Source organism: Fodinibius halophilus (assembly GCF_011059105.1).
Classification (GTDB): Bacteria; Bacteroidota; Rhodothermia; order Balneolales; family Balneolaceae; genus Fodinibius; species Fodinibius halophilus.
In genome coordinates this window covers 1-18,752 of record NZ_JAALLS010000015.1, presented here as the reverse complement: position 1 = coordinate 18,752, position 18,752 = coordinate 1, and the positions used below count along the sequence as shown (strand labels likewise).

Annotated in this window: 15 protein-coding genes and 1 tRNA gene; 11 read left to right on the top strand and 5 right to left on the bottom strand. The window is 42.2% G+C overall.

Annotation, left to right across the window (positions count from 1 at the left end):
• On the top strand, positions 1-1,359 hold the full coding sequence (locus tag G3569_RS18800) for a hypothetical protein (RefSeq protein WP_276611350.1): 1,359 nt from the start codon (positions 1-3) through the stop codon (positions 1,357-1,359).
• 176 nt (positions 1,360-1,535) lie between these two features.
• Complete coding sequence (locus G3569_RS11825) at positions 1,536-1,925, top strand: cupredoxin domain-containing protein (protein WP_165269379.1); 390 nt, start codon at positions 1,536-1,538, stop codon at positions 1,923-1,925.
• Here G3569_RS11825 and G3569_RS11820 read toward each other — a convergent pair.
• Positions 1,922-2,560, bottom strand: coding sequence for an outer membrane beta-barrel protein (locus G3569_RS11820; protein WP_165269377.1), 639 nt, complete (start codon positions 2,558-2,560; stop codon positions 1,922-1,924). The two genes, G3569_RS11825 and G3569_RS11820, sit on opposite strands and share 4 nt — an antisense overlap.
• 186 nt (positions 2,561-2,746) lie before the next feature.
• Positions 2,747-5,602 carry a PAS domain S-box protein gene (locus tag G3569_RS11815; protein WP_165269375.1) on the bottom strand — a complete coding sequence of 952 codons (2,856 nt, stop codon included), beginning with the start codon at positions 5,600-5,602 and terminating at the stop codon, positions 2,747-2,749.
• A gap of 424 nt (positions 5,603-6,026) precedes the next feature.
• Between G3569_RS11815 and deoC the strand changes: the two genes are divergently transcribed.
• From deoC to G3569_RS11795, 4 genes are read left to right on the top strand one after another with little or no spacing between them, the layout of a single operon-like run.
• Complete coding sequence (gene deoC, locus G3569_RS11810; protein WP_165269373.1) at positions 6,027-6,926, top strand: deoxyribose-phosphate aldolase; 900 nt, start codon at positions 6,027-6,029, stop codon at positions 6,924-6,926.
• A 35-nt stretch (positions 6,927-6,961) separates the two neighbouring features.
• Entirely contained in the window at positions 6,962-8,482 is a 1,521-nt protein-coding gene (locus tag G3569_RS11805; protein WP_165269371.1) for an aldehyde dehydrogenase family protein, read from the top strand.
• 40 nt (positions 8,483-8,522) lie between these two features.
• The gene (locus tag G3569_RS11800; RefSeq protein ID WP_165269369.1) at positions 8,523-9,392 is read left to right on the top strand and encodes an aldehyde dehydrogenase family protein; all 870 of its coding nucleotides are present in this window, start codon (positions 8,523-8,525) and stop codon (positions 9,390-9,392) included.
• A gap of 4 nt (positions 9,393-9,396) precedes the next feature.
• Complete coding sequence (locus G3569_RS11795) at positions 9,397-9,990, top strand: SPOR domain-containing protein (RefSeq protein WP_165269367.1); 594 nt, start codon at positions 9,397-9,399, stop codon at positions 9,988-9,990.
• Positions 9,991-11,049: 1,059 nt separating this feature from the next.
• Here G3569_RS11795 and ychF read toward each other — a convergent pair.
• The 3 genes from ychF to nusB are packed head-to-tail and all read right to left on the bottom strand — an operon-like array spanning position 11,050 to position 13,332.
• The gene (ychF, locus tag G3569_RS11790; protein ID WP_165269365.1) at positions 11,050-12,144 is read right to left on the bottom strand and encodes a redox-regulated ATPase YchF; all 1,095 of its coding nucleotides are present in this window, start codon (positions 12,142-12,144) and stop codon (positions 11,050-11,052) included.
• 45 nt (positions 12,145-12,189) lie between these two features.
• Positions 12,190-12,855: a metallophosphoesterase family protein gene (locus G3569_RS11785; RefSeq protein WP_205720174.1), complete on the bottom strand. Its 666-nt coding sequence runs from the start codon at positions 12,853-12,855 to the stop codon at positions 12,190-12,192.
• Between the two features lie 12 nt (positions 12,856-12,867).
• Positions 12,868-13,332 carry a transcription antitermination factor NusB gene (nusB, locus tag G3569_RS11780; protein ID WP_165269363.1) on the bottom strand — a complete coding sequence of 155 codons (465 nt, stop codon included), beginning with the start codon at positions 13,330-13,332 and terminating at the stop codon, positions 12,868-12,870.
• 182 nt (positions 13,333-13,514) lie between these two features.
• Here nusB and G3569_RS11775 point away from each other — a divergent pair.
• The 5 genes from G3569_RS11775 (at position 13,515) to G3569_RS11755 (ending at position 18,696) form a co-directional block, all read left to right on the top strand.
• Positions 13,515-13,589, top strand: a tRNA-Val gene (locus G3569_RS11775).
• Positions 13,590-13,959: 370 nt separating this feature from the next.
• Entirely contained in the window at positions 13,960-15,096 is a 1,137-nt protein-coding gene (locus tag G3569_RS11770) for a glycoside hydrolase family 18 protein (RefSeq protein WP_165269361.1), read from the top strand.
• Between the two features lie 239 nt (positions 15,097-15,335).
• On the top strand, positions 15,336-16,022 hold the full coding sequence (locus G3569_RS11765; protein ID WP_165269359.1) for an outer membrane beta-barrel protein: 687 nt from the start codon (positions 15,336-15,338) through the stop codon (positions 16,020-16,022).
• A 654-nt stretch (positions 16,023-16,676) separates the two neighbouring features.
• Positions 16,677-17,903, top strand: coding sequence for a hypothetical protein (locus G3569_RS11760; RefSeq protein ID WP_165269357.1), 1,227 nt, complete (start codon positions 16,677-16,679; stop codon positions 17,901-17,903).
• Between the two features lie 22 nt (positions 17,904-17,925).
• Positions 17,926-18,696 (top strand): hypothetical protein, encoded by a 771-nt coding sequence (locus tag G3569_RS11755; protein WP_165269355.1) that lies wholly within the window; start codon positions 17,926-17,928, stop codon positions 18,694-18,696.
• The last annotated feature ends 56 nt before the right edge of the window (positions 18,697-18,752 follow it).

Below are 18,752 nucleotides of genomic sequence, written 5' to 3'. Positions count from 1 at the left end.
TTGAAGAAAGAAATTTTCCCCATTCGATCAAAGCTGAACCTCAGCCGGAAGCAGCTCAAAGAGTTCAAGGCTATTGCTGCCAACGCAGGACAGGATCTGTCCCTGCTGTATGAAGGTGAATCGCAAAATACCTACCATCGTATTGCCACCATGCAGGAAGCGCGGCGTATCTTGTCACAGGCAACAAAAGCCCAGCGCAGGAAAAGAAGTGAAACCTTTCTCGATGGCCTGGAGTACAGAAGCCGAATTCCGCAGGGTATGCATGACAGAGGTGAAGCCTATGTATTTGCCGATCATCCACTGGAGGAAGAGCGAGACAAAGGCGGCCACAACAACCATCTGCCGATATATGTACGCACCCTCTCAATACTGGAGAAAGTTGTTCCGGCCGGGGAAGTATGGGATCTCAGCGTTCATCCCTCCGAATGGGATGTTGACGAACGCGAAGAGATGTATAATATCGTTAACATCGGAAAATTGACACTGGAAGCTAATGCATCAATCATCGTACGGGGAAATGCCTTTATTTTAACCTGTCAAAAGTTAGTTAAAGAAGGTTCTTCACCCGAAAATTATGACATCGGTATTCTGGATACTCCCCATGGCTTCGGCTACCGGATGGGTGATTTTGACGGGGCTGATGGTCGGGACGGTGCGGATGGAAAAAAAGGAGCAGATGGCCGGCAACCCCGATTGGGTACAACCTTTCTGGGACCTGTCACAGATCAGCTTTTCAAAAAAGAAAGTTTAGATGGAAAAGATGGTACTCCCGGTGAAGCCGGCACAAACGGTGAGTCCGGACTTAACGGTGGTGCCTGCCGGCTTGCAGAAATCAATTTGCGACATTTGACAACTCAGTCGCCCGTTACCGTGGGGGTTATTCCCGGAAGCGGCGGAAATGGTGGTGACGGTGGTAACGGAGGCTGCGGCGGTGACGGCGGAACGGGAGCAGATGGCTTTAGAACTGTTGAAAAAAACGTTGAGCCGGGACATGGTGGCGATGGTGGCCCGGGAGGGAATGGTGGAAAAGGAGGCCGCGCTGGACATGGCGGTATTTCATCCAATGTTTTTTTGGAAGTTCCTGAAGACGAGATCGATAACATCCGTTATTACTCTAAGAAAGGGCTGCCGGGTAAACCGGGCAAGGGCGGAGCCGGAGGCAAAGGCGGGCGGCCCGGAAGAGGAGGCCTTCCGTATAAGAGATCGGAAAATGAAAAGCAAACAGACACCGGACCTTTGAACGGTACACCGGGAAAACCCGGAAAAGACGGACGCGACGGGCGGACCGGCAGGGTGATGCCTGCTGCCAAAGTTTATTTGAACAGTCGCCATGAGACAGGTTCCGGGCCGCAAGAATAGTCTTAACCTTACAGCGGACCAGCACTTCAACGTAGCCCCCGTAGAACGTGGGCAAGCTAATCCTTACCAAACGTTCGTTTTATTTCTCTCCATATTTCTACAATCAAAACTAAAATTTGGTACTTTGGGTCCAACTGTGGATATTTCTTCACATATCCAATCAAATAAAGTACGGGATGAAAGGAATAGCCTTTGTTATTACAGCCGGTATTAGCTGCTTGATGTTGGTCTCCTCCACTTCGGAATCGGTATGGGCTCAAAATAGCGGTACGGTGAAGGGCAAGGTTATATTATCCGCCCAACAAACAACAGTGCGATTCAGTGGCACACGGTACGGGCGTCCCAAGCAATCTTCCGGCTCCTCACAGGCCGCCGAAGATTCGGTACTGATATGGCTAGTCGGTGACAATCCTCCCTCCTCCACTCCACCTCAAGACCCCGTTATATTAGATCAGAAAAATCAGCAGTTCAATCCTGTATTCTTGCCGGTTCGTCAGCACGGTGCGGTACGCATCCGCAATTCTGATCCGGTATATCACAATGTCTTCAGATGGTTACTGCTTTAAAATTCTATTCCTATTTCAATAGGCAGATATTGCGTAGGACTGTTTCCATTAGCATCAAACCAAGCCTTATAATTAACTTCAGCTAGAAGGTGTAAATTATTGGATAAGTTGAATTTAAATCCGGCTCCTAAAGAAGCTGTAGGTCCCCAGTTCCGAAATGTTTCGGAAACAGTTACCTCTGTTCCTATATTTTGGCTTGTCACTTTGGTTTGGGAAACCTCTCGAAATTGTGATGCTCCCACCCCAATTTTAAAAAATGGTATGCCAATCGGCCGATCAGGAAACGGTGAAATTCTGAGAGAGGCCGTTCCTCCCCATGTACTTTTCAAATTGGCATTTTCATATATTAACTCATTTCCCAACTGGTAGAAACCGGCAAAGTAGTTCTCATCAAAATTGACACGACTAAAATCAACCGTTGTTGATAGGGTAAGAACCGGAGAAAAAACATAACCGATGCCGAAATTAATATTATATCCCGGTGACCAATTACCTTCAAAATTATCATAATGGTCAGAATGTATGGGCAAGGTAATGCCCGAACCTGCATAGAATCGAAGTTTAGAAGAAGATTGGGCTTTCACGGCCACTTCTAACCCGACTAATACAATTACTAAAAGAATTATTTTTTTCATGATGTTTCCGTCTTTAAATCGGTTAGTATATTAAACCAGGATACTCTCTCTGTTTTACCTGATTTAATAAAGTAAGTATCAATGATAATAACGAAATACCGCCAATACTACCATTATAAAATAGTAACAGTCGGTTATTTCCGAGCTGATATATTTCTTAATGCCAATGTTAGGCCAAGGGGCGTTTTAATCTTTTTTAAACGATAACCTGAATACGGTCCCCTCTTCTACCGGCTGGTATTCATAGGTGCCATCGAGCTGTTTAGTGAGTTTCTGAATAAGATGCATCCCCAGCGAATCAGATTCATTCGTAGCATTAAAATAGTTTGGCAACCCTACTCCATCATCTTTAACAGTAACATCTACAAGGCGATCCTTTTTTTCCACTTTTAACTGTAAATTCCCTTTTGCACGGTCTTTAAAAGCATGTTTTAAGGCATTTGTAATAACCTCACTGATAATAAGAGAGGATGGAATAGCCTGATTTAATGCCAATTCGACCTCTTCAAGATCTGTGGTAATCTTAATATCGGTTTCAACCTGCATGGTATCAACCAGTTTATCGGCAATGGTTCTAATATTTTGTGAGAACGCGATACTGGAAAACATCTCCGATTGATAGATATGCTCATGAATGGAAGCCATTGTGCCTATACGAGCCACATTATCGAGTAGTTTTGATTCCAGCTGGGGATCCTCCTCTTGATAGGCCTGTAGCTGCATCATCCCCGAGACTACAGCCATGTTATTTTTCACACGGTGATGGACTTCCGCAAGAAGTGTTTCTTTCTCTTTAAGTGCATCTTTTATTTCATCTTCCGCTTTTTTGCGTTCGGTAATATTGGTGAGTGACCCGACCATTGCCACCGTTTCTCCATCTTTTACGATCGGGGCTTCATTTACCTCTACCCATATAATATCGCCGGTTTTCTTTTGTAGTTCTAACTCAAACGGTTCTTGGGTTTCGCCGGTACGGATTGCCTCCTCTGTTTTCTTTAGCCCCTCCTTATTTTGGGGATTGTCGGTTACAAATTCAGTCCATTTTGTTTTGGCTTCTTCGGGTCTACAACCCAGAAACTCTCTGGATTGTGGACTCACATAGGTTAGCACGTGATCGGTTGTATGTCGGTAGAACATATTGGTACTGTGCTCAACAATCTCACGCAGCTTCTGTTCTGCGGCGTTAAGCTTATTCTCTGCTTGTCTACGGGCCGTAATATCGATAGCTACTCCTCCTATGGCATTTTCAAGGCCCGGCACATCATCAAGAGAAAACATAGAAGTTACAAAATACCGTTCAACACCATCTATTTTTACACTTTCATAGAATGTCTGAGTAACCCGATTAGAAATGATATTAAGATCATTCTCATGAAATTTTTTGGCTACCTCAGAGTCAAGTAAATCAAACATTGAATGCCCAACCACCTCCTTATTTTCAAGATTGAACAGTTTTTTCCAGGCTTTATTTGCGAGGATGATGTTACCTTTTTTGTTGCGGATCCAAATCGGGGTTTCCACATTTTCCGTGATCGATTGCAACAATAGGCGGTGACGTTCCTCTTTCTGCTTCGCTTTTTTACTTTCAGTAATATCCTGCATTGCCCCAATAATTCGTACCGGATTATCCCGCTCATCTCGTACCACAGAAGCCCTGTCAAAGATATGTTTATAACTGCCATTCTTACATTTAAAGCGATACTCAATTTGAAAACGATCTTTCCCGTTTTCAATCACTTTATCGACCTTGCTTACGACATCCTGCCTATCGTTGGGATGAATTTTCTTCTCCCACCATTTTTGCAGATTGGCAATTTCAGTTTTGTCGTAGCCAAACATATCATGAACAACCTCATTATAGCTAATCTCATTTTTTTCGAGATCCAGATCATAAATAGTATCACTTGTTGCCTGGGCCACAACATCATACCGCTCTAAACTTTCGCGGACTTTAGCTTCTTTTTGGATCTGTTCGGTAATATCCCGTTCAATAGCAATAAAATTTGTGCACTCTCCCTCATCATTAAATATCGGATCAATAGTGATATCCAGCCACAATTTTTCGCCCTCTTTGGTATAGTTCAGAATGCGTTTTCTGATCGATTCTTCTTCCCCGATCGCCATTGCCAACTCCTGTACGGTTTCAGTATCTGTTTCCTCTCCCTGTAAAATTTCACCGGGCACCCTGCCCTTCACCTCTTGCTGGCTATAGCCTGTCAGTTTCTCAAACATCGCATTCACCCAAATTATACGCTCTTGGGAGTCGGTAATTATAACGGCATCGGTTGTTTTTGATGCTACCAGTGACAGGCGTTCGAGTTTGGTGTTGAGGTCATTGATTTTTTTAAAATCTGCCGCGGTAATAAGATAACCTACGACCGTAAGCAGCAACCCAAAGCCGGCAATAAACCAGAATATTATTACTCGCAATCCATGGGCTACACTGGTAAGTGTGGCGGTAAAAGCATCCTCATAACCAGTTAACTCTTCGTCAATCCGGGCAATTTTTTGCACATACTCTTTACGTTGCCGGGGCGACATTTTTTCTTGTAATGCCTGTTGGTGAAAATTCTGAGCAACGGATTCAAGCTCTGCAATCTTACGATCAGCATTTTTCCAAATTTCAAATGACTCTTTCACATAGGTAAAATCATGAAAATTGCTGCCCAGCCATACCATAAGTTCAATATCGGTGGGATGTAGCTGACTAGCACGAAATCCTTGACGGGCTGTTTTAGGATCGGGGGGATCAGAGATCATTGCTTTCCGAGACGTGGAAAATTGATTATGCAGGATCAAGGTCTCTTTGAACTGCTTATAATCGTTTAATTCCTCGTATTGCATATATTCCAGGATATGCCTGGTAGCCCTTTTTTGAGCTTTTGACCAGAGCCCCTCTCCTGTCACATAGGCTCGAACGGCCGACATTGTTTTAGTGCCATAATACGAAGCCACAACTAAAAAAGTAGCCAATATCACAAAAACAGCTATAATACGGATACGGCTGTTACTGTTCCTGGAACTCTTATTAGATAAAGTCATCTAAACTACTATATAATAATGGTTTATAATTGTGTTTTTTCGGTAAATATCACCAATGACATATTGGTGGTTATAGGTATATTTAGTATGCAATATGAACTCTTTACCGGGTACGGTTTGTATTTACAGGCATCTGCTTTTTATTGATGATATACCTTATTGCCTGTGATATTATTGTAACGACTATTCAATCCAATCAAATTTTTTAGATATCTGTGACCTTAACAACTATGAAAGAGAAATCACTCCATTTTTTATTAGTCTTGTTTTAACTGAATTTTAAAAAGGTTATTCGGATGAGATTTTTACCGATGGTGAGATTTAGTCGTATAACTTTGGTGTAATAGTTATCTTATCCTTAACTTCTGCACGGCACTGTTTCGTACCTCGTAAGTAACAATTCTATAACCAAGAAGATTTCATTTTGAAGATTTCTGATTTCAATCAAACCGTCTCTATTGACCAAGTAGGTATAGAGGAGCGGGTAGCACGTCTTAATTCCAGGAGCATCAAAAAAGAGTCTAAAGTACAGGCCTTAAAGCTCGCATTGAGCATGGTAGATCTTACCACCCTCGCGGGAATGGATACGCCCGGAAAAGTTATTCAGCTTTGCCAAAAGGCCAAAGAACCTTATGCAGGGCTGCCACAACTTCCCACAGTAGCTGCTGTTTGCGTTTATCCTAACATGGTGAGTGTTGCTGAAAAAGCTCTCCGAGGTACTGATATTAATATTGCCAGCGTTGCTACTGCATTCCCTAGTGGAATGAGTACCCTGGAAGCGAAACTCGAAGAAACTAAAAAGGTTGTTGAAGATGGGGCCGATGAAGTGGATATGGTTATTTCACGAGGCGAATTTTTAAAGGGAAATTATAGCTATGTATATGATGAAATAGCTGCAGTAAAAGAGGCCTGCGGCGATGCTCATTTGAAAGTGATTTTAGAAACCGGCGAATTACAAACCTACGAGAACGTTCGAAAAGCAAGCGATATCGCCATGCATGCCGGCGCCGACTTTATTAAAACGTCTACCGGAAAGGTAAAACCCGCTGCAACCCAACCTGTTACCTTAGTAATGTTGGAAGCAATCAGAGATTATTTTTATGATACCGGTCGCATGGTGGGGATGAAGCCGGCCGGCGGTATTCGAAAAGCCAAACAGGCTATACAATATCTTGTTATTGTAAAAGAGACATTGGGCACCGATTGGTTAACGCCCGATTATTTCCGCTTCGGTGCTTCTTCCCTCGCAAACGACCTGCTCATGCAGATTGTCAAGCAGAAGACCGGTGTCTATCAAAGTGCCGATTATTTTTCTAATGACTAAAACAGTTTATTAACTTTTTAATTGATCAACATATTATGTCCGACGATCAACAAACTGCCGACACTATTGAGGAAAAGCCCTATAAGCCATCCTCGCCCAGCTCAAAGCTTAACTTTGACGGAGTCTGGGAATATGATGATGCTCCCCAAAGTACTGAGCATGCTGAAGTTAAAGAACAGTACGATCTCTATATCGATGGAGAATTCGTAGCACCCGAAAAGGGTCGATATTTTGATTCTGTTAATCCTGCTACCGAAGAAACACTCTGTTCTTTTGCCGAAGCTACCCAGCAAGATATTGATAAAGCGGTGAAGGCTGCTCGCAATGCTTTTGAAAATGAATGGTCTGAGCTTGAAGCCAAAGAACGCGGAAAATATATATTCAGGTTGGCACGTCTTATTCAAGAACGGGCGCGAGAATTTGCAATTTTAGAGTCCCTTGATGGTGGCAAACCCATCCGGGAATCACGGGATGTGGATATACCATTGGCAGCGGCACACTTTTTCTATTATGCCGGTTGGGCTGATAAACTGGAATATGCTTTTCCCGGCAAAAAAGCAGAGCCTTTGGGTGTAGCAGGGCAAATTATCCCCTGGAACTTTCCTATGCTGATGCTAGCCTGGAAAATTGCCCCTGCCCTGGCCACCGGCAATACCGTAGTGCTAAAACCGGCCGAAACCACCTCGCTTACCGCCCTTAAGTTTGCAGAATTGTGCCGGGATGCCGGCCTCCCCGATGGCGTGGTTAATATTGTAACCGGTGCAGGCCAAACCGGATCTACCATTGTTAATCATAAAGGAATTGACAAAATTGCTTTTACCGGTTCTACCAAGGTTGGAAAAATCATAAAAGAATCACTGGCCGGTACGGATAAGAAGTACACTCTTGAACTGGGTGGCAAAGGTCCAAATATTATTTTTGAAGATGCTCCTCTCGACCAAGCCGTGGAAGGTATCATTAACGCCATTTTCTTTAACCAGGGTCATGTTTGCTGTGCCGGATCACGACTTTTTGTGCAAGAAGGCATCGCCGACAAAGTAATTCAAAAGCTGCGCGACCGCATGGAAACCCTTATTGTGGGCGATCCATTAGACAAGAACACGGATATTGGTGCCGTTAACTCTGAGCAACAGTACAACAAAATTAATGAGTACCTGGAGCTCGGTGTTAATGAAGGCGCAGATATGTATCAAAGCTCTTGCCAGATACCAGAAGAGGGGTATTTCTGTCGCCCTACTCTTTTCACCAATGTTGCGCAGTCAAATCGGATTGTACAGGAAGAGATCTTTGGGCCGGTTCTTACGGTTCAAACATTCCGAACAGCGGAAGAAGGTATTGCAAAAGCTAACAACACTCCCTACGGGCTTGCCGGTGGGGTCTGGACGGATAAAGGCTCGAAGATATTTAAAGTGGGCAGTAAGATCAGAAACGGTGTTGTTTGGTCGAATACCTACAATAAATTTGATCCAACTTCTCCTTTTGGCGGTTTTAAGGAGAGCGGTGAAGGCCGAGAAGGAGGGCTTCACGGTTTGTATCCCTATGTGAAGTTACGATAACGCATTAGAGAAAAGAATTTACAATATTAGATATTAGGTTATGTCAGACAGAATAGAAGTTTTGAAAACGTATAAAACATATGTAGGCGGTAACTTCCCGCGAACGGAATCCGGTCGGTACTATAAAGTCTATGATAAGGATGACAATGTATTGGCCAATGCCTGCCAGTGTTCGCGTAAAGACCTCCGTGATGCCGTTGTAGCCGCCGGTGATGCACAACCCGGCTGGAATGATCGTACGGCTTATAACCGGGGACAAATTCTCTACCGCATTGCCGAAATGCTGGAAACGCGGAAAGCCCAATTTATCGAAGAGCTGGAGACGATTGGCTATAGTAATGAAGAAGCCGAGGAAGAGGTCAATACCTCTATCGATCGGCTTATATACTACGCAGGGTGGTCAGACAAATATCAGCAGGTTTTTGGCACTATTAACCCGGTAGCAAGCTCTCACTTCAACTTTTCAATGCCCGAACCGATGGGGATTGTCAATATCTGGGCTCCGGAAGAACGTCCCCTTTTGGGATTGGTTTCCGTGATGGCTCCTGTAATTGTAGGTGGCAACAGCTGTATTATATTGGCTTCTGAGAAATACCCATTAAGTGCCGTTAGTTTTGCAGAGGTGCTTAACTCTTCTGATGTGCCCGGCGGTGTGGTCAATATCCTTACCGGCTACCGCGATGAGCTGCTTGAGCATATGACTACTCATATGGACGTGAATGCTTTCTTTTATACCGATACCACGGTTGATGAAGAAGCCCGGAAACAAATTGATGAGAATGCCACTTTAAATTTAAAGCGCGTCATACGAAAACCGATAGAAGATTGGCTGGCCGACGATTCACAATCGCCCTATTTTATCACCGATTTCCAAGAAATAAAAACTACCTGGCATCCTGTTGGACTGTAACCACATGACTCAATACCTACGTAATACTGTTTTCTTTCTTTTAATACTCTCACTAATGGTTATCGGGGGCTGCTCTACAACCCAAAAAGCAACTGATGACCGTAAAGCAACTGCGGCAGATTCCACCGCTTTGTCGGCAGCAACGGATCTGCAGAAGCTGTTAAATGAGAATAGAAGTAAACTCAGCGATCTATATGTTAGCCAGCAACAGGATATGCCCCAAGGGTTTTTAAAGAAGGATTCTTCTAATACCTCTTTTAACAGAAACCCTTTTGATGGGTACCGGGTACAAATTCTCTCTACTCGTGATATTACCCTTGCTGATTCTGTCACTACCTCCTTTCGCATGTGGGCTGACACTACCATAGCAGGATACGATGCAAACGCCTACCAGTCATTTCGCTCGCCCTACTATAAGGTACATATCGGGGATTTTCAGGATCGAAGTAAAGCTAATAGCTTCTCACAGCTTATTAAAGATCGTTATCCCAGTGCCTGGGTCGTACACGATCGCATCAATCCGTCGAAAGTACCGGCAGATACAGCTTCATTTTCCTTCAAAGAGAATGAAGAGGACTCTTTGTCAATCAGAAACTAAACAAAACAGGATGGTTAGCCGTCTAGAGGTTTAGAACCTCTGCCCCACTCCAGGCCTCTCTTTACTGTTTGCAGGGACAGGGACACTTGCCAGAAATATATGTCGGGTCAAAAACAAAAATCCCTCCAGGGGATATCAGCCAAATACTTTTTACAAAAATATCCCTTCACCTGCAGCTCTACTTTTTTGTTGTAAATATAGCCATAGCTCATTCTATATTTGAATGATGCGACAGGTAAAAACAGCCTCCAGTTGTTGATATAGGCAACGATGCTGATGTATTCCTTTGAGGCTGTCCGTTTAGATGCAGTCATGGAAACCGTAACATATTAGGCTGCTGATAAAATAGATGGATAACTCCTTCAGTCCTTCCACCGATCGGCGGACAAGCACTTCTCCAAGGAGGAAGGACTGAAGGTGAACATTGCTCAGAACCCCCTAAAAGGCATAACCCAAGTCCATCTTGGAGAAGAGGGATTTAGCTTGCTCTACAAAGCCTTGTGCGTAGTAGTGGGAGATTGCCATGCCTTAATTATTTAGGTGGCCTTCAGTCACTTTGGACTTATTGGACAGCTTCACCTTTGTAGTTGAGATCTAAAACTAATAGCACAATATATTGAAACAGGGTGCTATATCTTATTGTGGCTACAGACCATGAAGATAGCATATTTATTTCTCCTCCTTATGAAGGAGGAGATTAAGAGGTGGTTGAACATAACGGGGATTAGGATACGTAAAGGTCGAAAATGTTAAACCTTCACTGCTGGCATACTGACCCACTCCTGGCCTAGAGGGACGTCTACCCGGAATATGTTTTGGTTTTAAAAGCTCCATAGCCTTTCCCAGAATCCCGGCCAAACTTCAAGCTAACTACCTATTAAAAAAGTTTATTCCCCTGCGTGTAGGGGAAGAACAAGATGGGGTCAGAAAATACTAATTACATTACTGAAATCACGTAATCCAAGCTAGCTTTATCGTCAATCTTGATGGCATAACAATCCATAAAAAAAGGAGATGAATAGTAATCCATCTCCTTTTTTGTTCATTTTAATACCGGTGTTATACATTAAAACGGAATAACATGACGTCGCCATCTTGCACGATATAATCTTTTCCTTCCTGACGCATTTCTCCGGCGTCTTTCACCGCCTTTTCAGAACCTAACTCTTTATAGGTTTCATAGCTGACGGTCTCGGCACGGATAAATCCACGTTCAAAGTCGCTGTGGATCACTCCAGCCGCTTCAGGGGCTTTTGCTCCTCTTCTAACTGTCCAAGCGCGTGTTTCTTTGGGTCCTGTAGTGAAATAGGTAATAAGGCCAAGCTCTTTATAGGCTGCACGGATCAGTCGCTCCAGTCCCGCACTCTCGGCTCCCAGCTCTTCCAGGAACATTGCTCGTTCTTCTTCATCAAGCTCGGCAATCTCTTCTTCAATCTTGGCGCAAAAGGTTACAACCTCATCATCAAAGCGATCGGCGATCTCCTTTACCTCATCAACCCATTCATTACCCGAATCCAGATCTTCTTCAGAAACATTACAAGCATAGAGCACCGGCTTGTCGGATAGTAGAAAAAGTTCGCGATAAATTTCTGCTGCATCATCGCCAATCTCAAACGTCCGCGCAGCATTTCCGTTTTCTAAATGCTCTTTCAGATTTTCAACGATTTCCAGGTTTTTAAGATCTTCTTTGGCACCGCTCTTGGCCTCTTTTTTCAGCGTTTCAACCTTTTTTTCGACCGATTCAAGATCTTTGAGAATGAGCTCATCTTCAATAATGTGTACATCGCGGGTAGGATTAACATCCCCTTCTACGTGTATCACATTTTCATCATCAAAACAGCGGACCACATGCACAATGAGATCTACTTCGCGTATATGAGATAAGAAAGCATTACCCTTTCCTTTGCCTTCGGATGCTCCTTTCACGAGCCCCGCAATATCTACAAATTCTACACTGGTCGGTAGTTTTTCTTCCGATCCGACAATTTCGTACAGGGTATCAAGTCGCTCATCCGGTACCGGCACAACCCCAATATTGGGATCGATAGTGCAAAACGGAAAGTTAGCGGCATCAGCGCCGGCATCACTTAAAGCATTAAAAAGGGTGGACTTTCCAACATTAGGAAGTCCTACAATTCCACAACGTAAACTCATGTGCTATAGGTAGTTATAAATGTTAAAAATCAATTATTTGATATATCAGTCAATAGATTCTTGTTGAATAAATTCTTCTTCCGGAAGCTTTACGGCTGTTAGCTTGCCATATCCCTTGCGAGAATATACACATCCTGTATCAATACCGATCATATTTTTTCGTTGTACCGGCTGCTCAGTGGGAGTATGACCAAATACCACTGTTTTCTCCCATGCCGTTTCGAACGCATTTAAATGTGATCGTTCCCACAAAAATTCTTTTACCTCATTCTCCTCGTTAATGCTTTGGGCAATGGTTTTAGCTGGTGACAGCCCGGCATGTACAAAGAAATAATTGTCAGTTTCGAAGTACATTTGAGTATTCTTATAAAAGTCGAGATGCTGATCAGGAATATCAGCTGCTTCACTAATCCCACCATATGATTGCAATGTTGTTCGCCCTCCATTCATCATCCACATAGAACGTTTGTTTTTATGGATGGCATCCAGCAGCATCTGCTCATGATTGCCTCGCAGATAGATCGTATGAACCTCGTTACGAAGTTCAAGCAATCGATTAACCACCCCTCGAGAATTAGGGCCGCGATCGATATAGTCTCCCACAAAAACGAACTGACGATCTTTATATGGAGCCAGTTTTTTAAGAAGGGCTTCCATTGATCGAAGACAGCCATGAATATCTCCGATAGCTATAAATTGTTGTTCATTCACTATGGGAGCAGCCTAAGAATTGAGCGAAGTTTCGATGAGTCCCCGACCCTTTTTCTGGATCCGGCCATCTTCGTTAAGCTGTTTTAGGGCCGAATCCAAAATCCCATTCACAAAATTGCCGGATTTCTTTGTAGAAAATTTCTTCGCAACTTCGATAGCTTCGTTCATTGAAACCTTGGTGGGAATCTGTTCAAAATACAGAAACTCTGTTATGGCCATGCGCAATACCAAGCGATCGATAGTGGTAAGTCGTTCGATACGCCAGTTGTTGATATGTTCGGTAATAACCTCGTCAATTTCATCTAGGTTGTTTACGATCTTTAAAAAGAGGCGTTCTGCGAACTTAAACGTCTCTGTATCGTTACCTACCTTCGGTTTTATTACCGATTTGATAATCTGGGTCCACTGTCCTTTGCCAACATCGCTGGCATATAGTGCTTGTAAGACTGCTTCTCGTGCTTCTCTGCGTTGAGCCATTAGAACTTCTTTGTTTACCTTCTAGGGAATCTTAAAAATACAAAACCTCCCTCAGAGCTGAAAGAAAAAAGGTTTAGTTATTACGAGTTAGATAATTTGAAAATTATAGAAATGATTTTTGCTATAAAGGCCCAAATATGAGTATATTAGGCGCTCTTGGGAAAAGAGATATATCCCACTTTGGGTGCTTAGCTCAGTTGGTTTAGAGCGCTACCCCGACACGGTAGAGGTCGTAGGTTCGAATCCTACAGCACCCACTCAAATTACTGAGTGCATGTTGATTTATACTCCCCACCTTTTCACTACCCTCCTCGGTTTTTCCCATTATCGCGAGAGCCCTAACCGAAAATAGTTGTGCAAAATCACTTCTCTTTAGCTATCAAAAACTGTTTTTAGGATAACGGACCTTACTTAAGCTAACTACAGCATTAAGTATTCCAAAGGGATCTAAGGTAGTCTTAAAAGGTTCTAATCAGTTTTTACGTATATGGAAGGCTCAAAATTTTACATTGTTTAGCTGATTAGTTGCTGTATAGAGCCTTTATTACTAACTGATTAATGTGCCGGATTTCATAGCACAAAATTTTAAACTGTATTTTATTTTTCATTCTAAATGTAAAAATCGATATGAGCCGTCCCCTTCTTTCTCTTATACTCATTTTTGTAGTTATCAGTTCTTGTAACACTTTTGAGAAAAATGAACAACTACCAGAAAAAGTAATTGTAGGCTACCTATTTCCTCAAGAAAAGGTTATAACCGAACAAGATGTTGAGGTAGAAAAGCTTACCCACATAAATTATGCTTTTGCCAATATTAAGGATGGCAAGATTGTGCAAGGGTTTAAAAATGATGCTAAAAATTTTAACACCCTCAACTCATTAAAAAAGAAGAATCCTGATCTGAAAATACTTATCTCAGTGGGGGGATGGACTTGGTCGGGAAACTTTTCGGATATGGCGCTTACCAAGCAAAGTCGTAAGAAGTTTATTGACAGTGCTGTTGAATTTATAAAAGAGCATAACCTTGACGGCATCGATCTCGACTGGGAATACCCCAATATGAAAGGTGCCGGAAATGTGCATCGTCCCGAAGATAAAAGGAACTTTACGCTGCTGTTAAAAGAGCTGAGAACAAGATTAGACGAGCTTGGCGAAAAGGATGATAAACACTACTTATCTACCATTGCTGCGGGTGTATCAAAGAAGTATATAGCAAATACAGAGATGGCTAAGGTGCAAAGATATGTAGATTTTATAAATCTCATGACCTACGATTTTTATATCACCGGTCCCGACAGTTTAGCAGGCCATAATGCTCCCCTCTTTACCAATCCCAAGGATCCCCGTAAGCTTTCCGTAGATGTGGGGGTCGATATGTTTTTAGATGCAGGTGTACCTGCTGATAAAATTGTTATGGGTATTCCTTTCTATGGTCGTTCAGCTAAAACACTATCATCAACCGGACATGGTTTATACGAGCCGGCTTTACCGCCAGAAGAAGGTTTGCTGACATCTTTTGAGCATATTAAAAAGAACCTTGAGAATAAGAACGATTTTGTTCGCCATTGGGACTCTACTGCAAGTGTACCCTATCTTTTTAATAAGAAAAAGAACCTCTTTGTCAGTTATGAAGATGTTGAATCGGCAACCAGGAAGTGCAAGTATATTAAAGAGCACAACCTTAGGGGAGCTATGTTCTGGAGATATCAATCTGATTATAAATCTAAACTGGTAACAACCTTGTTTGAGAATCTATTAAACTAGCATGTTTACCGGGCGCTATCGGTAGCAGCTCTTCAGTTTTGGGCTTCAGCAGTTTGGAAAAGTATCAGTGTAGCAGAACTCCTGTAAAAGCGATGAGATGCCAAACTGTTTTTATTTAGGATATGTGATTGGGGCAATTATCAGGATAAACAGATAGTAAATAGGTATAAGGAAAATCATGAGTGTACAAAGTAATACAACTTGAAACACTTATTCCTGCATGTTGAACACTAAAACCTATGAAAAAGCTTATCCTGTTTTCCGTGATCATACTTGGGTGGCACCAGGTATGGGCGCAAAGCCATGAACCTCTTGAATCCATCAATATTGGGGTAACATCACGAATTGGAGCGTTTAATCTCACTCAAAAGTTTGTACCAGTCTCTTCGGAAAAATGCGTAGAAGGATGTAGAATAAACCACAGTAGTCCTTCTTTGAACCTATCGTTAGGCTTCAAGGTTCGCCTGTTTTTGTCTGATAATATGGGAATATCTTCTGGTCTTTTATATGCCAGCAGTACATACCACGAAAAATATATTGGGAATAACGGAGCAAATAACTTCAGCATATTGACCAAGAGAAACTTTAATTTTGTCAATATCCCTCTGCTTCTACATGGAACATTACACTCATTTACCCAAGAGTCTTTTTCCTTTTTTGGGGAGATCGGAATTATTAACCAGTTGAATTTAACCTCGAAATTCCCCGATACCTTCTCAACTATCACCTTAAAAAGGCATGGGATAAGTGGGCTAGTGTCTGTGGGCGCCAGGTTCACTAAATATCAATACCTTTTTGAGCTCTCTCCCTACTTTATGCATTCATTAACCAGTTTTGGAACAGATATATCGCAAGAGGATACCAATTCGCATACATTTGTCCCCTATTCAATAGGATTTACGATCTCTATATTATACACCTTGTAACTATTCTGGTGGGTTTAAGGAAGCGCTATTTAAATACAATCACTGTTGCTGGGAGGGACAGAATATGGCAAAATTTCTGCTGAAATTAGATTAGAAATTGGCAACGGAATGGTCAAGCAAACGGGATTAAAATCATTGACCCAACACTATTACTTTCTGTTTGGCTATAATTTTTAATCAAGACCTATCTTAAAGTTATTTTGTTATAACACATATTAGTTCAATGGTATTTTAGGGGGGCGGGCAAAACTAGTCACATCTTGTCATGCTGAACCATGTACTGAGTCTGTCGAAGTATCTCTTTCAGCATCTCATACACAGTTGTTAATCTTAAAACCGAGATCCTGAACTGAATTCAGGATGACATGTCCGGTTTTACAAAGCTCCCTTTTAATAATAAGGCATGAGAAAAGAATACCTCCCGGCAACTGTTTTTTTATAATAAATTTGGGGATTATCTTGTTTTGCTAAAGTATATTTATTCTTTGGTATTGTTCACTTCATTTATTTAACTTATCACGTGTAATAAGGGTATGGCAAGAGAGTTGATAGCTGTAAAAGCTACCTATAATAACCATTGCTACCAGCGATGGTATCAAATTTAAGAGACCTACCCTTCTGTTAGTTCATAATCCCAATAAAAATACTATATCAATGAGTGTTACTTTAAAAGCCATCAAGTTTAACCATGATTCGGCCTCCTCTTCTCATGATGCTATAAATATTCGAAAAAGTAAGAATCAATTTATCTCTGTACCGGAATGGGAAAAAGGAAGCAGCAGTAAAGCAGAAGATTCACTTGCTGCTTATGCTATTAAAGAAACGCATGGTAATACAATAACCGTACAAGCTCGTTTTACAGCTCCTGATATTCAATCCGCTGAAATAAGGGCAATAGATCCCACTACTTCCCCATCAGGCAGCGGCGGATGTGGTGCTTGGCTTATTTCGCTAATCATCAAAATTATACAAGCCGCTTTTGGTAATGTTCTAGGAGAGGTAAAAAAAAGAACCATTACTTTTGGGTCGGGAGGGGATTCCGGCTTTGTTTCTTTTGACCTCAAAAACACGAGTCTTACACAATCCGGGGTAGGTATTCATTATACGACGTGGAAGTGGCAATACCGTCGCAACAGTGGACAGCCGTGGCAAGATATTCAAACCACTAAGCATAAGATCTATGTTTTGTTAGAAACTCCTACTGCTCCTTGGCAGCAGTCTCCTTATAATGCCTCCAATACCCAACTGCCCTGGACCGATGTCATGGATCACTCCTGCCTTTGGGCATTAGGTACCAAAGACCGTGATTCGGCGGCAGGGAAAGTAACGGAAAATGTGTACGATCTGGGTCCTTCAACATTACAGTATGATTGTCCCGGCGGCGGAGCCTCTCATTACGCTTATGGTAACTTTAACTGTACCCAATTTTTGAATCGATTGGATGGCGGTAGCGGACTGGGGAAATATGTAAATTGCACTGACTGTGCCACCATTGTTTCTACCTTTTCAAATGTTCTCGGATGTGATCTATGGCAATCTCAAATGGGCTATGGTTTTCAGCTCAACGATATCATTGCCATCGGCTATTCTAATTGGTATCCGGGATGTTCAAATTGGCCCAATACCGGCTTCTCTTATCATGAAGTTGCTTGGAAAGGAGGTTGCGATACGGACGATGAAGTCTTTGATGCCTGCTTACAAGTAGATGGTGATAATGATCCTACCTCTTCTCCGCATACACCGCTTCTGCCTATAAATATGAGGTTTGGAACATGTAATGGGCCCCTTGAATATAGACGCAGGTTATCACCTCTTGGTGCTAATGGCTGCCAGAACTGTAGTCCGAAACCCAGCACTAAAAAACGCAGACAAATTATATAATTAACTTTAGGATGATAAAATTATGAGTAATCAAGAATTAAAAGGAAAGCCGGGAGAAAGAGACCTCGAACAATGGGCAAAGGAAACTGATAAAGGCAAACATATATTTGTATGGAAACACTTTATGGCCGGAAAGGAATTTCAGGGATGGGAACTTTTAAAATCCATCTCAGAACCTTTGCAAGACGACCTGCTAATGCATACGTATATGTGGAGTAATACCCAAAATAATGAGCAGCTCGTAAAAATTAATATCCTTGAATCGACCTCGTGGAGGCAGTCACAGAAAAACCTGTTGAGCTTTTTTGATAACTTCGAAGCACCCAGCCTTGACAGGGCGGAAACAAAAGATATAAATGTAGGTGATATTGCTTTTGTAGGATTTGGTGAAATCGTACAGGCTATTACTTTCAGCCGGGCCAATATGTTAGCCCGTGTACAAAGTGTAGGCGATGAAGGACTGCCTGTAACAGAGATAACTGCTCAATTAGATCGGTTCTTCGGCGAACGTCCTGCTCCTTCCAAAGAAGGAGTACGCCCTGAATTCGAACATTTCGAAGCCAGCAGTAATACCACTGCAATCAATGAAGCTATAACACTGAGCGTAGAAGCCATCGATCCGTTGAAAAGAGATCTTTGGTATAAATTTATAGCTTCAGGCGGAGAGCTGGCAGTAGAAGATGAACAACTTCGTTTCCAATCAAATAAAGAAGGGAAGTTTGAAATTACGGCATATGCCATAACAGAAGAGGGATTCGCTGAAGGAAGTACAATCACAGTTAATGTAGAGTAAAAGTTCTAAAATAATTTAATTTAACGCGTTTACCGATTATCATTATAAATAATAAA

Bases quoted from the DNA above. Each gene is read 5' to 3' on its own strand.
- G3569_RS11800 (WP_165269369.1), top strand. From the start codon at position 8,523: ATGTCAGACAGAATAGAAGTTTTGAAAACGTATAAAACATATGTAGGC.
- G3569_RS11825 (WP_165269379.1), top strand. From the start codon at position 1,536: ATGAAAGGAATAGCCTTTGTTATTACAGCCGGTATTAGCTGCTTGATG.
- G3569_RS11755 (WP_165269355.1), top strand. From the start codon at position 17,926: ATGAGTAATCAAGAATTAAAAGGAAAGCCGGGAGAAAGAGACCTCGAA.
- nusB (WP_165269363.1), bottom strand. From the start codon at position 13,332: ATGGCTCAACGCAGAGAAGCACGAGAAGCAGTCTTACAAGCACTATAT.
- G3569_RS11815 (WP_165269375.1), bottom strand. From the start codon at position 5,602: ATGACTTTATCTAATAAGAGTTCCAGGAACAGTAACAGCCGTATCCGT.
- G3569_RS11805 (WP_165269371.1), top strand. From the start codon at position 6,962: ATGTCCGACGATCAACAAACTGCCGACACTATTGAGGAAAAGCCCTAT.
- G3569_RS11820 (WP_165269377.1), bottom strand. From the start codon at position 2,560: ATGAAAAAAATAATTCTTTTAGTAATTGTATTAGTCGGGTTAGAAGTG.
- G3569_RS11795 (WP_165269367.1), top strand. From the start codon at position 9,397: ATGACTCAATACCTACGTAATACTGTTTTCTTTCTTTTAATACTCTCA.
- G3569_RS11770 (WP_165269361.1), top strand. From the start codon at position 13,960: ATGAGCCGTCCCCTTCTTTCTCTTATACTCATTTTTGTAGTTATCAGT.
- G3569_RS11760 (WP_165269357.1), top strand. From the start codon at position 16,677: ATGAGTGTTACTTTAAAAGCCATCAAGTTTAACCATGATTCGGCCTCC.
- ychF (WP_165269365.1), bottom strand. From the start codon at position 12,144: ATGAGTTTACGTTGTGGAATTGTAGGACTTCCTAATGTTGGAAAGTCC.
- G3569_RS11765 (WP_165269359.1), top strand. From the start codon at position 15,336: ATGAAAAAGCTTATCCTGTTTTCCGTGATCATACTTGGGTGGCACCAG.